8 protein-coding genes and 2 CRISPR repeat arrays are annotated in these 13,882 nt (G+C 69.3%); of the genes, 6 read left to right on the forward strand and 2 right to left on the reverse strand.

The genetic code is table 11. The features are described from left to right. Window position 1 precedes the first annotated feature (1 nt). On the reverse strand, window positions 2-2,287 hold the full coding sequence (locus tag ACFVT5_RS04850; RefSeq protein WP_389881449.1) for an ATP-binding protein: 2,286 nt from the start codon (window positions 2,285-2,287) through the stop codon (window positions 2-4). A 232-nt stretch (window positions 2,288-2,519) separates the two neighbouring features. Further along, window positions 2,520-3,595: direct repeats of the CRISPR family, unit length 29 nt; unit sequence GGGACCACCCCCGCGCGTGCGGGGACCAC. 699 nt (window positions 3,596-4,294) lie between these two features. Between ACFVT5_RS04850 and ACFVT5_RS04855 the strand changes: the two genes are divergently transcribed. From ACFVT5_RS04855 to ACFVT5_RS04870, 4 genes are all read left to right on the forward strand, one after another. After that, window positions 4,295-4,822, forward strand: a complete 528-nt coding sequence (locus ACFVT5_RS04855; RefSeq protein ID WP_389881451.1) for a DUF6232 family protein — start codon at window positions 4,295-4,297, stop codon at window positions 4,820-4,822. Beyond that, on the forward strand, window positions 4,819-5,166 hold the full coding sequence (locus tag ACFVT5_RS04860) for a hypothetical protein (RefSeq protein ID WP_389881453.1): 348 nt from the start codon (window positions 4,819-4,821) through the stop codon (window positions 5,164-5,166). Before ACFVT5_RS04855 ends, ACFVT5_RS04860 begins: the two co-directional genes overlap by 4 nt. A 194-nt stretch (window positions 5,167-5,360) precedes the next feature. Next, window positions 5,361-5,816: direct repeats of the CRISPR family, unit length 28 nt; unit sequence GGGATCACCCCCGCGTGTGCGGGGACCA. Window positions 5,817-6,101: 285 nt separating this feature from the next. Further along, complete coding sequence (locus ACFVT5_RS04865) at window positions 6,102-7,079, forward strand: serine hydrolase (protein WP_389881455.1); 978 nt, start codon at window positions 6,102-6,104, stop codon at window positions 7,077-7,079. Between the two features lie 68 nt (window positions 7,080-7,147). After that, window positions 7,148-11,035: an ABC transporter ATP-binding protein gene (locus ACFVT5_RS04870; protein ID WP_389881457.1), complete on the forward strand. Its 3,888-nt coding sequence runs from the start codon at window positions 7,148-7,150 to the stop codon at window positions 11,033-11,035. 37 nt (window positions 11,036-11,072) lie between these two features. Here ACFVT5_RS04870 and ACFVT5_RS04875 read toward each other — a convergent pair whose 3' ends face one another. Beyond that, window positions 11,073-11,621, reverse strand: coding sequence for a hypothetical protein (locus tag ACFVT5_RS04875; protein WP_389881459.1), 549 nt, complete (start codon window positions 11,619-11,621; stop codon window positions 11,073-11,075). A 314-nt stretch (window positions 11,622-11,935) separates the two neighbouring features. Here ACFVT5_RS04875 and ACFVT5_RS04880 point away from each other — a divergent pair, with 314 nt between their 5' ends. Both ACFVT5_RS04880 and ACFVT5_RS04885 read left to right on the forward strand, forming a co-directional pair. Beyond that, window positions 11,936-12,307: a hypothetical protein gene (locus ACFVT5_RS04880; protein ID WP_389881461.1), complete on the forward strand. Its 372-nt coding sequence runs from the start codon at window positions 11,936-11,938 to the stop codon at window positions 12,305-12,307. 122 nt (window positions 12,308-12,429) lie between these two features. Then, window positions 12,430-13,839, forward strand: coding sequence for a S28 family serine protease (locus tag ACFVT5_RS04885; protein WP_389881463.1), 1,410 nt, complete (start codon window positions 12,430-12,432; stop codon window positions 13,837-13,839). The last annotated feature ends 43 nt before the right edge of the window (window positions 13,840-13,882 follow it).

Raw genomic sequence — 13,882 nt, forward strand, 5'->3', positions numbered from 1 at the left:
GCTAGGGCGCTTGGTCCAGCTCGGACAGTGCGGTCTCGATAGACGTCCTCAACGTGTCCGTCTCGGGGTCGTCGAACTCGGCGAGCAGCGCGAGGGCTTCCTGCCACGAGGCGCGTGCCTGTTCGCCGGCGTCGTCGGTGTTTCGCAGGCTGCTGGCGAGATGGTCCAGGGTGGCCGCCGCTTTCCAGCGATCACTCAACTCACGGTGGACCGCTGCGGCTTGGCGGTGAAAGGCGACGGCGTCTTGGCCCCGCCCCATTGCCTGGTAGACGACCCCGGTACCGTCGAGCGCTTCGGCTTCGCGGCCTCGGTCGCCGATGCGGCGGTGGATGGTCGCTGAACGGTGGTAGGAGACGAGGGCTTCGTCGGCCGCACCGCGAGCGAGCTGGATCTTGGCGTGGCGGAGTAGGAGCCACCCTTCCAGGAGCCGGTTGTCGAGTTCAAGGGCGATGGTCAGGGACTCTTCGGCCAAGGCGGCGGCTACGTCCAACTGCCCCAATTCCAGGTGCACTTGGCTCAGTTCCCCGAGAACGTTCGCTTCGCCGTTGCGGTCACCCGCGTCCCGGTACATCCCCCGTGCCGTACGGCCCAGCTCCGTAGCCTCGTTCAACTGGCCGAGTTGGAGGCTCACCGCGCACAGGTTCGCTATCGGGGCAATCAGTTCGGCAGATCCGATGTCGCGGCGCAGGTCCGCGCTCTGTTTGAGATGCGCGTACGCCTGATGGACGTGGTGGCCGTCGAGGAATACGGTGCCCAGCAGATTCAGGACCCACGCTTCGCTGTGCCGGTTGCCGGTCTGCTGGTGGATCTGTAGGGCGGCCTGGTAGTGGTCGGCGGCCTCGGTCAGCCGGTGGGACTGGCGGCCTGCCATGCCCAGGACTTCGAGGAGAACCGCCTGCCCTTCCTGGTCGTCGCGGCGGCGGGCGGCTTCAAGTCCGAGTTGGCCGGTGGTGAACCAGTCCTCGAAGAGGTTGTTGCTGGCGTAGATGGAGCGTAGGACGGCCGGTAGTTGCCAGGCCATGCGGTCGAAGTCCGCTGTGACCATGGCGCGTTGGGCTGCGAGGAGGTTGTTCTGCTCGGCGCGGAACCAGTCCATCGCTTCCTGGAATGTGGCGAACTCCAGCGGTCGTACATCGTGGGCTGGGGAGCCGAGGGCGATGCGGGCGAATCCGCGTCGACGTTCGGCTGTGACGACCGCGTCGGCGGTGTGGAGGTACCAGGTGAGGATGCGCCGGAGGGTGGTGCGTCGCTCGTGCGGTGGGTCGAGGTGTTGGGTCTGGTCGAGGGCGTAGGCGCGGAGGAGGTCGTGGAATTGGTAGCGGTCGGGGCCGGTTTGTTCGAGGAGGTGGACGCCGACGAGGAGGTCGAGTTGGCGGCGGGCGTGGCCGGCGGGGATGGTGGCGATGACGGCGGCGGCGTGGGTGGAGAAGTCGGGGCCGGGGTGGAGGCCGAGGAGGCGGAAGAGGCGGGCGGCGTCGGTGGGCAGGGCGCGGTAGGACCAGGTGAAGACGGTGCGTACGGCGTCGGCTTCGTCGTCGTCATCGGAGGAGAGGGCGTCCCAGAGGGAGGATTCGTCGCGGAGGTCTTCGATGAGCATGCCGAGGGGGACGCGGGGGCGGGCGGCGGCGCGTTCGGCTGCGACGCGTAAGGCGAGGGGGAGGCGGGCGCACAGGCGGGCGAGTTCGGCGACTTCCTGGTCGTCGTCGGTGCGGTAGCCGCCGGTGGTCTCGTGCAGGAGTTTGACGGCGGCGGATTCCTCGAAGACTTCCAGGGTCACGCGCCGTGCTCCGTCGCGGGCGACGAGTCCGGAGAGGCGGTTGCGGCTGGTGATGAGGGTGAGGCAGTGGCCGGTACCGGGGAGGAGGGGGCGTACCTGTCCGACGCTGGCGGCGTTGTCGAGGACGATGAGCATGTTCTTGTTGGCGAGGAGGGTGCGGTAGAGGGCGGCGCGGGCTTCGACGTCGGTGGGGATGGCGGCGGCGGGCACGCCCAGGGCGACGAGGAAACGTTCGAGGGCGAGTGCGGCGGTGAGGGGCGCGCCGGGATCGTACCCGCGCAGATTCACGTACAACTGCCCGTCGGGGAAGTGGTCTTTGGCGCGGTGGGCCCAGTGGACGGCGAGGGAGGTCTTGCCGACGCCCGCCGTCCCGGCAATCACGAGCACCGGCACACTGCCCAGCGCCGCATCAAGGCCCTCAAGGTCAACGGTCCGATTGACGAAGCCGCGCACATTCCCGGGAAGCTGCTGCGGCACCGGCACGGCGGCCTGGGCGGAGTGAAAGTGCACCCCGCCACTGAAGTCCCGCCCCTGCACCACGGCATGCGCCGCCCCACCCGAAAACGACGACGCCGTCCCATCCCCCGCACGACTGTCCATCCCCACCCTCTCCCCACAACCAACACCGAGTAACCAACCGTTCACGCCAACCAAACCAGCCACGAGAAAGCCCCGTCCCCCAACGCGCCTGCGCGAGCCTGCGCGGGAACCGCATCAGGCCGCCGCCATCGATGACTGTTCCGGAACCACCTCCGCGCGTGCGGGGATCACGACCAGACCGGCACCTGGACCCAGGGCGGATCGGGACCATCCCCGCGCGTGCGGGGACCACAGCCAGATCGTCGGCGACTCCACATGCGGCGTGGGACCACCCTCGCGCGTGCGGGGACCACGCCCCCCTTGTACCGCTTGGCGATGTCGATGCGGGACCACCCCCGCGCGTGCGGGGACCACGGCAAGCACATGCGCGCCTACCGCTGCGGCCAGGGACCACCCCCGCGTGCGCGGGGACCACTCTGTCCACTCCTTGACCTTGCCGCGCTCCCAGGGACCACCCCCGCGTGCGCGGGGACCCCTGCCCAGGGGGATCGCGGCGACACCAGCCACGGGACCACCCCCGCGCGTGCGGGGACCACACGGCCTTCCGGTCGCCGTCGGTGAGTCGGACGGGACCACCCCCGCGCGTGCGGGGACCACTAGACCCTCCACCTCCAGTCCTTCGGCGGGTAGGGACCACCCCCGCGCGTGCGGGGACCACCATCCTGTCCCGGTCCGGGGCGACTCCTCCTAGGAACCACCCCCGCGCGTGCGGGGACCACGGTGCGATCTGCTGCACGCCGACGACCGAAGCGGGACCACCCCCGCGCGTGCGGGGACCACCCGTCGTCGGCCGCGGCGAGGTCGCTGATTGCCGGACCACCCCCGCGCGTGCGGGGACCACCCGGCCCGTCCGGGGCCTTGAGCGTCACCCGGCGCCATGCCTGGGACCACCCCCGCGCGTGCGGGGACCACATGGGACGGGCCCGGGTCTCCCGGGCCAGGAAGGGACCACCCCCGCGCGTGCGGGGACCACCCCGTGGTCATGGACGACCGGGGCCGCTGGGAGGGACCACCCCCGCGCGTGCGGGGACCACGTTCAGCTTGTTCCCTGTGGACTTGCCCTCAGAGGGACCACCCCCGCGCGTGCGGGGACCACGGCACCGCGCTTGCCAAATGCGGCCGTAACGAGGGACCACCCCCGCGCGTGCGGGGACCACCTGGCGTACCGCAGCAGCGACCACACGATGTACGGACCACCCCCGCGCGTGCGGGGACCACAGTTCGTGAGCTGGGGGTTTGTGTTGTCGGGGGCCCGTTTTTGCTTACTTGTTTGGATTCCGGCATTGGGGACATCTGGTTCTCGTCGGTGTGGCGTTGCGTTGAGGCTACAACTCCGGCTTGTGCGGCATGGGTTACTCGTGTGGGCGACGCTTTGGCCTGTGGCGAAGGTTCCGTGTCCTCCCGGTATGGGGGTGCGGAAGAGGCATTCCGCGACGACCGCCCACCGCCTCCCGAATGTGTCGAATCGCAGCGGTCGCACACCGTCAGCAGGTGGACGCCGACCGGAACATCGAGCCGGCGCCCTGCCTGGCCGACGGCAACGGCAGGCAGAGCGCGGTAGGACCCGGCGATGACGGTGCGTACCGGCGTCGGCCTCCTCGTCGTCCTCGGGGGACAGGGCATCCCCCGGGGACGACTCGTCGCGGAGGTCTTCGACAAGCATGCGCAGCGGGCCGCGGGGGCAGTCGGCTATGACCCCCTGTCAACATCATCCGCGTCTCGGAGGAACCTCACGAGGTGACCGGGGACTCTGAGTTTGGCTGCTTTTGGTCTCTTGTCGAGTGAGGGGCGCACGTACTTAATGGTCCCCACGGCCGCAGAGTCGGATACATACAGGGGGCTTGAGAGTTTGTGGAAACGACCGGGACCGTAGGACCCTCACCGCCGCCCATGCCCCCAATTCCCCCGGGCGGGACCGTGGTCGACCTCAAAGTCGGCAGGCGGCTGCTGTGGGTGGGGGAGGCCGCCTACCCGCTGCACAACATCACCCGCGTCCACACCTTCGAACTCAGGCCCAAGCGCATGGAAGCTTTCATGAGCTTCCTGAAGTGGCTCGGTATCACGTTCGCGGTGGTCGTCGTGCTCCAGGCGGTCAACCGGAACGCGGAGGCCGACGGCGGGAGTGCGAGCGACTCCGCCGGCGCGGTGTGGCTCCTCGGCATCGCGGTGGCGACCGCCCTACTTGTGGGGCTGGTGAAGGAGTTGACCGCGAAGTCCGAGCACGTGTTGGCCGTCGAGACCTCCAGTGCCTCGACCGCGCTGGTGACGCTGCCCAATCCCGACCAGTTGCGCCAGCTTGTCCACTACCTTGTCGACGCCATCGAAAAGCCTGAGGTCGAGTTCCAGGTACGGGTGGAGCGCGTGATGGTCAATCCCAAGAACTACCACTTCGGCGACAACGTGAATATGTACGGCGGTCTGTTCAACACGGGGGTAAGCAAGTGAGCGGCGGCGACTCGTACCACTACGGGAACAAGATCCATGGCGACAACGTCAACATCTACGGTGGGACAGGGAACACCGGCATCGTCAAACACCAGTCCCTTGCTCTGCACGAGGCGACTGAGGAACTGGTGCGGCTGCTCCGGGAGTTGCGCCGTTCGGTCGAGCCCGGGAGCGCGCAGGTCATCGACGACTCCCTGCCGGTGATCGCCTCCGGCGCGAGTGCTCCGCAGGAGCGGCACCGAGCCCTGATCGCCATGGCCACCATCGCCGCGACGGTCGGATCACTCGGCCAGCCGGTCGCCGACGCGGTCAACAAGGTCCTGGGGCTGATGGGTGCCCTTTAGACGGAGGTGGCGGTAGCCGGTCCGCCAGGACATGTGCCTTCGATTGATGCACCCCAGCGCGGGACCGAATGACGAAGCGACGCTGCACGGGCGACTTCGACGCTCCGGAACAGGGCGGCAGGCGGCCAAGCTCAGCCGCTGACCAGCACGTAGATGATCACGGCAAGGAATGCTCGCGACCCCGCCGCCCTTACGGGACCACCCCCGCGTGTGCGGGGACCACGCTGAGCTTCTCGGCGGCGGCGTCGTAGTCGTAGGGACCACCCCCGCGCGTGCGGGGACCACTGCATGTAGTAGCCGAGAGATGAGACGCCCAGGGGACCACCCCCGCGTGCGCGGGGACCACTGACCCCGGCAAATCGCCCGGATCGCCTCCCGGGGACCACCCCCGCGTGTGCGGGGACCATCCCCACCAGCCGGGCGGTGGCCGCCTGGGCTGGGGATCACCCCCGCATGTGCGGGGACCATGGGTGTGGTGGTCACGGGTTCTCCCTGGTGTGGGGATCACCCCCGCGTGTGCGGGGACCATAAGCGGGTCGACAACACCCTCTACGAGGCGAAGGGATCACCCCCGCGTGTGCGGGGACCATGACGACCGGCTGCGCGTCGACAGCGAGAACCTGGGATCACCCCCGCGTGTGCGGGGACCATAGTTCGTGAACTGGGGGTTCTTCTCGTCGAGAGCCTGTTTTTGCTTACTTGTTGGGATTCCGGCATACCCGACATCTGCTCATCTCCCGTGCCGCCCACCCCTACCTACAGCACCCCCCGAGGCTACAACTCGCGCCCCCGCAACAACCGTTACTTCCGCGCCCGGGGTACTGGGGCCCCGCCCCTCCCCCGACCCCCCCAAGGCAAATTTTCGTAAACGCTACAACCATTCGACCCGTGTCCCGAGTCACGTGTTCGTCGTCTTAGGGGATGGGGAAATCTCAATGTCATATCGGATAGCCCGGCGCGCCCGCGTCGTCTCCGTGGGGCTCGCCGCCGGTGTCCTCGCGCCGCTCGCCGTGGCCGTCACCGCCGTACCGGCGTCGGCCGCCGCACCCGCCGGCCGTACCGGCACCATGCCCACGGCCCTCGCAGCCGCCGCCGCACCGCAGGTCACCTGTACATCCGGCAAAGCCGGACTCGCCGCCAAGCTGCAAAAAGACATCACCACCGCCCTCAAGGACCGCAAGGGCACTATCGCCGTCGGCCTCTACGACCGCGGCACCAAAACCACCTGCTCCCTGCGGAGCACCTCCGCCTTCGACTCCGCCAGCGTCGTGAAGGCCACCGTTCTCGCCACGCTTCTCTGGGACAACAAAAAGCAGAACCGGTACCTCACCCAGCGTGAGATCGACCTCACCACCGCCATGATCACCAAGTCCGACAACAACGCCACCACCACCCTGTGGCGCCAGCTCGGCGTGACCAAGGTCAAGAACTTCCTCAAGGCCGCCGGGATGACCAAGACGGTCCCCGGATCGGGCGGGTACTGGGGGCTCACCCAGATCAACGTTCAGGACGAGCAGAAACTCCTCGCCCTCTTCACCGCCAAGAACTCCGTACTCAGCGACAACTCCCGCGCGTACATCCTCAAGCTGATGAACAAGGTCGTCAGCTCCCAGCGCTGGGGCACCCCCGCCGGCGCCCCCTCCTCCGTCAAGGTCCACGTCAAGAACGGGTGGCTCTCGCGCGCCACGCACGGCTGGCGCGTCCACAGCATCGGTGCCTTCCAGGGCGGCGGCCACGACTACTACATGTCGGTGCTCACGCACGGGAACAGCTCCATGAACTACGGCGTCGCCACCATCCAGGCCGTCGCCAAGGCCATCCACAAGGACCTCACCCCGACGACCGTCGCCACGCAGCGTTACGCCCCGACCACCGCCCCCAAGGAAGCGATCCCGCCTTTGCCCAAGCCGTAATGTTGCGGAGGGATGAAATCCGGAACATTCCGCGTTCCCCCGTTGCGTAATACCAGCGCAATGAGCAGATGGGGAGGCACCGGGTGCCAGCGGACAACGGCCGAGCCGGTATAGGGACCTCCGGTACAGAGACCTCCGGCACAGACGCGCCAGGCACAGAGACAGGCACAGAGACAGACGCAGGCACAGACACCCCCGGCTGGGCCCGCCGTCTCACCGCCTACGCCTGGCGCTACCCCAAAGACGTCATCCTCTCCCTCGGCGCCTCCCTCGCCGGTATGGCCGTCATGGCCCTCGTCCCGCTGATCACCAAGGTCATCATCGATGACGTGATCGGCGCGCACAGCCGGTCCATGACGGTCTGGGCCGGTGTCCTCGTCGGCGCCGCCCTCGTCGTGTACGTGCTCACCTACATCCGCCGCTACTACGGCGGCCGTCTCGCCCTCGACGTCCAGCACGACCTCCGTATCGACATGTACGGGACGATCACCCGGCTCGACGGGCGGCGCCAGGACGAGCTGTCCACCGGGCAGGTCGTCGGCCGCGCCACCAGCGACCTCCAGCTCATCCAGGGCCTCCTCTTCATGCTGCCGATGACCGTCGGCAATGTGCTGCTGTTCGTGATCTCGCTGGGCATCATGGCCTGGCTGTCGCTGCCGCTGACCCTGGTGGCGCTCGCCGTCGCGCCCGCGCTCTGGTTCATCGCCCGCCGCAGCCGCACCCGGCTGCACCCCGCCACCTGGTACGCGCAGGCGCAGGCGGCGGCCGTCGCGGGTGTGGTCGACGGTGCCGTGTCCGGTGTCCGGGTCGTCAAGGGGTTCGGGCAGGAGGAGCAGGAGACCGGGAAGCTCCGCGAGGTCGGGCGCAAGCTGTACGCGGGGCGGCTCCGTACCATCCGGCTCAACTCCAAGTACACCCCCGCGCTCCAGGCCGTACCCGCGCTCGGGCAGGTCGCCATGCTCGCCGCAGGTGGCTGGCTCGCCGTACGCGGGCAGATCACGCTCGGTACGTTCGTCGCGTTCTCCGCCTACCTCGCCCAGCTCATCGGCCCGGTCCGGATGCTCGCCATGGTCCTCACCGTCGGCCAGCAGGCCCGCGCCGGCGTCGAACGCGTCCTGGAACTGATCGACACCGAACCGACCATGAAGGACGGCACCAAGGAACTCCCGGCCGACGCGCCCGCCACCGTCGAGTTCGACGGCGTCTCCTTCGCGTACGAGGGCGGGCGGCCGGTGCTCGACGGGCTCAGCTTCGAGATACGGCCCGGCGAGACCCTCGCCGTCGTCGGCTCCTCCGGCTCCGGCAAGTCCACCGTGTCCCTGCTGCTGCCCCGCTTCTACGACGTCACGCACGGCGCCGTCCTCGTCGGCGGACACGACGTACGCGAACTGACCCTCGACTCGCTGCGCGCCGCCATCGGCCTCGTACCCGAGGATTCCTTCCTCTTCTCGGACACCGTGGGTGCCAATATCGCGTACGGGAAACCGGACGCCACGCAGGACGAGATCGAGGCGGCGGCGCGGGCGGCTCAGGCCGAGCGGTTCATCGCCGAACTTCCCGCCGGGTACGACACCAAGGTCGGGGAACAGGGACTCACCCTCTCCGGCGGGCAGCGCCAGCGGATCGCCCTCGCCCGCGCCCTCCTCACCGACCCCCGCCTGCTCGTCCTGGACGACGCGACATCAGCGGTCGACGCCCGCGTGGAGCACGAGATCCACGAGGCGCTGAAACACGTCATGGCCGGGCGGACCACCCTGATCATCGCGCACCGCAGGTCCACCCTCGGACTCGCCGACCGCATCGCCGTACTCGACGCGGGCCGCCTCGCCGACCTCGGCACCCACGAGGAACTCACCGCGCGCTCCGCCCTCTACCGTGACCTCCTCACCGACCCCGACGAACTCGGCGGCGTCTCACCCGGACACACCCCCCACCGCGCCAGGGCCCTCGCGGACGACCCGGACAACTGCTCCGACGGCGCGACCGTCCGCGCCGAACTCGACGCCGAGTTCGACGCCGAACGCGGTATCACCCCCCACCTGTGGACCGGCGACCGCGAGCCGAAGGACACCGCGCTGTCCGGCATGCCCGCGACCCCCGAACTCCTCACCCAGGTCGACGCGTTGCCGCCCGCCATCGACCGCCCTCACGTCGACGAGGCACGCGCCGTCGCCGCCGAGAAGTCGTACGGGCTGCGCCGCCTGCTGCGCGGATTCGGCGGAGCGCTCGGCCTCAGCCTGGCCCTGGTCGTCGTGGACGCGGGCGTGGGACTGCTGCTTCCGGTGCTGATCCGGCACGGCATCGACTCCGGCGTCACCGAACTCGCGATCGGCGCCGTGTGGGCCGCGTCCGCGCTCGCCCTGATCGCAGTGACCGTCCAGTGGGCCGCCCAGATCGGCGAGACCCGGATGACCGGACGCACCGGTGAACGCATCCTCTACGCACTGCGCCTGAAGATCTTCGCGCAGCTCCAGCGGCTCGGACTCGACTACTACGAACGCGAGTTGACCGGTCGCATCATGACCCGGATGACGACGGACGTCGACGCGCTGGCGACGTTCCTCCAGACGGGTCTCGTCACCGCCTTTGTCTCCGTCGTCACCTTCTTCGGCATCATGGGCGCTCTTGTCGTCATCGACGTCCAGCTCGCCCTTGTCGTCTTCGCGACCCTGCCGCCGCTGATCATCGGTACGTACTTCTTCCGCAAGCAGAGCGTGAAGGCGTACGAACTCGCCCGTGAGCGGGTCTCCGTCGTCAACGCCGACCTTCAGGAGTCCGTCGCCGGGCTGCGTATCGTGCAGGCGTTCCGGCGCGAGGGGTCGGGCCGGGAGCGGTTCACGGGGCGTAGCGCCGAGTACCGGGCGGCCCGTATCCGTGGGCAGTGGCTGATCTCCGTGTACTTCCCCTTCGTGCAGCTCCTGTCGTCCGTCGCGGCGGCTGCCGTCCTGATGGTGGGCGCGGGCCGGATCGAGGCGGCGACCCTGACGACCGGCGCGCTGGTCGCGTATCTCCTCTACATCGACCTGTTCTTCGCCCCCGTACAGCAGCTTTCGCAGGTCTTCGACGGCTACCAGCAGGCCACCGTGTCCCTCGGCCGCATCCAGGAACTCCTGCGGGAGTCGACGTCGACCGAGGCGCCCGACGAACCCCTCGACGTGCTGTCGCTGCGCGGCGAGATCACCTTCGAGAACGTCCGGTTCGCGTACGCCTCCACGGACCGTGTCGAAGCCGCCGTCAGCGAGATCGCCCTGCGGATACCCGCCGGGCAGACCGTCGCGTTCGTCGGCGAGACCGGCGCCGGCAAGTCGACGCTGGTCAAACTGGTCGCCCGGTTCTACGACCCGACCGGCGGCCGGGTCACCGTCGACGGCACCGACCTGCGCGCACTCGACCTCACCTCCTACCGCCGTCGCCTCGGTGTCGTCCCGCAGGAGGCGTACCTCTTCGCGGGCACCGTCCGGGACGCCATCGCCTACGGGCGGCCCGACGCCACGGACGCCGAGGTGGAGGCCGCCGCCCGCGCGGTCGGCGCGCACGAGATGATCGCGACCCTGGACGGCGGCTACCTCCACGAGGTGTCCGAGCGGGGCCGCAACCTCTCCGCCGGACAACGGCAGTTGATCGCGCTGGCCCGCGCCGAACTCGTCGACCCGGACATCCTCCTCCTCGATGAGGCGACCGCCGCGCTCGACCTCGCGACCGAGGCCCAGGTCAACCGGGCCACCGACCGGCTCGCGGGCCGTCGTACCACCCTGGTCGTCGCCCACCGCCTCACCACGGCCGCCCGCGCCGACCGCGTCGTGGTCATGGACCGCGGAACGGTCGCCGAGGACGGCACCCACGACGAACTCCTCGCGCGGGACGGGCATTACGCCGCGCTGTGGCGCACGTTCGTGGGGGAGGCGGGGGAGCCCGGCGAGGAGGCGGGGGAGACCGTGGGCGCCGGGGCACCCTGACACCACGTCAACTGACGTGCCGTCACCGGGTATGAGGTCAGCGCTCCTTGATGTCGGAGATCTTCTTCGTCGCGAGGTCCGACTGCACGGTCAGATAGGTGTACGTGGGGTGCTGGGCGCTGCCCCAGGTCAGCCGGACCGACGACCAGGTGTGCCCCGCGCCGCTGTCGCGCGGGGTCACCCGCCAGGCCCTCGGCACGTCCTGCGCGCGCAGCACACCGTCGGCGTGATTGCGGCTCTCCCAGGCGGCCAGGCGCGAACGCAGCGACGAGGTGAGGTAGAAGCTCCGCAGGTCGGTCGCGGTACGGCGGGTGCCCGAGTCCGTGACCGCGTCGATGTAGGCGCCGTAGAAGTCGGCGACCCGGTCGGCCGCGGAGGAGGGGGTGCCGCCGCGGGCGGCCGGGGCGGCGGCGACGGTGGCCGCCGTGGTCTCCGTCCGGGTCGGGGAAGCCGTCTGCGCCGAGGAAGCCGTCGGTGCCGAGGCCGCCGAGGGGACCGCCGCGACGGCCGTCAGCAGGGCCGCCGTGAGGAGGATCCGGCCGGTGAGAGGGTGCGACAGGTGCCGCCGGTAGGTGTTCTGAGTCATCGTCGACCCGCCTTTCGCTTTCTGCTGTGAGGGACGACGGGCACCCCTCAAGAGTTCGCCCCGATCCGGCGAAGACCAGGACAAACCACACGGTAAGCGCACCGCCTGGGAACCGCGTGGGCGCGGCGTGGGCGTGGCGGGATATGACCGCCCGTAGGGGCGTGCGGCGGCCCTCGCGCAACCGCCCGGCCTCCGCGCCGCGTCCGTACATCAGTACGCTGACGGAGCCGAAAGGGGCGACTGTGGACGACGGTGCGGGCCAGGGCGGTATACGCCGACGCGGCGAACGGGGTCGGCGCCGGACACCGTTCGGAGTGTCCGGGACCTCGGTCCTCGCCGCGACCCTCGCGTCCGTGGTCGTGGCGCTCGCGGGCCCCGGAGTCGCCGACGCCGACGCCGCCGCGCTCTGCGCCGGCCGCAAGGTACGCACCCTGCCCTTCTCCACCGGCGACGTCCTCGTCTACAAGAAGTCCGGCTATGTGTGCGCGGTGACCGTCGCCGACAAGGCCGGGAGCCGCCGCACGATGTCCGTCAGCGTGCAGGCGCGCGGCAGCCGGCCGGTCCAGGACAAGGGGCAGTACACGCAGCACGCGGGTCCCGTGAAGGTGCATGCCGGGCACCGCTGCGTCTGGGTCAGGGGCGCCATCGCGTCGAAGTCGGTCAGCTCAGGGTGGATCCTCTGCTGAGCAGCGCCGTGGTGAGATGACCGGGAACGCCCGGTTGAGAACACCGGTACCCAAGGGGCACTAGTGAACAGGGAGTTGCTCCAGTAGGTTCGCGCAGGCATCAGCGAACCCAGGGAGGGTGCATGCGCAAGGCGCTCAGATGGCTGCTGTCGCTCGTGGTGCTCATAGGCACTGTGAGCGCGGCAGGCGCGGCCACCGCCGCAACCCGGCCGGAGGCAGCCGACATCAAGGACCGGTTGCTGTCCGTACCGGGCATGAGCCTCATCGAGGAGAAGCCGTACAGCGGCTACCGCTACTTCGTCCTCGACTACGTCCAGCCGGTCGACCACCGGCATCCGTCCAAGGGCACCTTCAAGCAGCGCCTCACCGTGCTGCACAAGGACACCAACCGGCCCACCGTCTTCTACACCAGCGGCTACAACGTCTCCACGAACCCCGGCCGCAGCGAGCCGACCCGCATCGTGGACGGCAACCAGGTCTCCCTGGAATACCGCTTCTTCACGCCGTCGCGGCCCGCGCCCGCCGACTGGTCCAAGCTGGACATCTGGCAGGCCGCCAGCGACCAGCACCGTATCTTCCAGGCCCTCAAGCCGGTGTACGACAAGAACTGGCTGGCGACCGGCGGCTCGAAGGGCGGCATGACCGCCACGTACTACGAGCGCTTCTACCCGCGCGACATGGACGGCGTCGTCGCCTATGTCGCGCCCAACGACGTCGTGAACAACGAGGACTCCGCCTACGACCGGTTCTTCGAGACGGTCGGCACCAAGGAGTGCCGCGACCGCCTCAACGCCGTACAGCGCGAAGCCCTCGTCCGCCGCGCGCCGCTGCAGAAGATGTACGCCGCCGAATCCGCCGCGAGCGGTGCCACCTTCACCACCGTCGGCACCCTCGACAAGGCGTACGAGGCCGTCGTACTCGACCTGGTGTGGGGCTTCTGGCAGTACCACCTCGAAGCCGAGTGCCCACAGGTCCCGGACGCCAAGACGGTCTCCGACGAGGACCTCTACGCCTATGTGGACGCCATCTCCGGCTGGTCCTTCTACACCGACCAGGGCCTCGACCCGTACACGCCGTACTACTACCAGGCCGGCACCCAGATGGGCTCCCCGAACATCCAGCTCCCGCACCTCAAGGGCCTGACGAAGTACGGCTACCAGCCGCCGCGGAACTTCGTACCCCGCTCGATCCCGATGAAGTTCCAGCCGTCGGTCATGCGTGACGTGGACACCTGGGTCAAGCACCACGCGACGCGCATGCTGTACGTCTACGGGCAGAACGACCCGTGGGGCGCCGAGCGCTTCCGCCTCGGCAAGGGCGCCAAGGACTCGTACGTCTACACGGCACCCGGCGCCAACCACGGCGCCAACGTCGCCGGTCTCGTCGCCGACGAGAAGGCCAAGGCGACCGAGCGGATCCTCGCCTGGGCGGGCGTCGCCCCGGCGGCCGTGTCCGCGGCGAAGCCGCTCGCGACCTACGACGCGAAGCTGGACCGCGCCAACACGAAGCACGACCGGACGCTGCGCCCGTAACGGGCCGACGTCACCTGAGTGATCTCTTGAGTGATCTCTCCGC

The sequence above is a fragment of the Streptomyces sp. NPDC058001 genome, from assembly GCF_042886315.1.
In the GTDB taxonomy this organism is placed as follows: Bacteria; Actinomycetota; Actinomycetes; order Streptomycetales; family Streptomycetaceae; genus Streptomyces.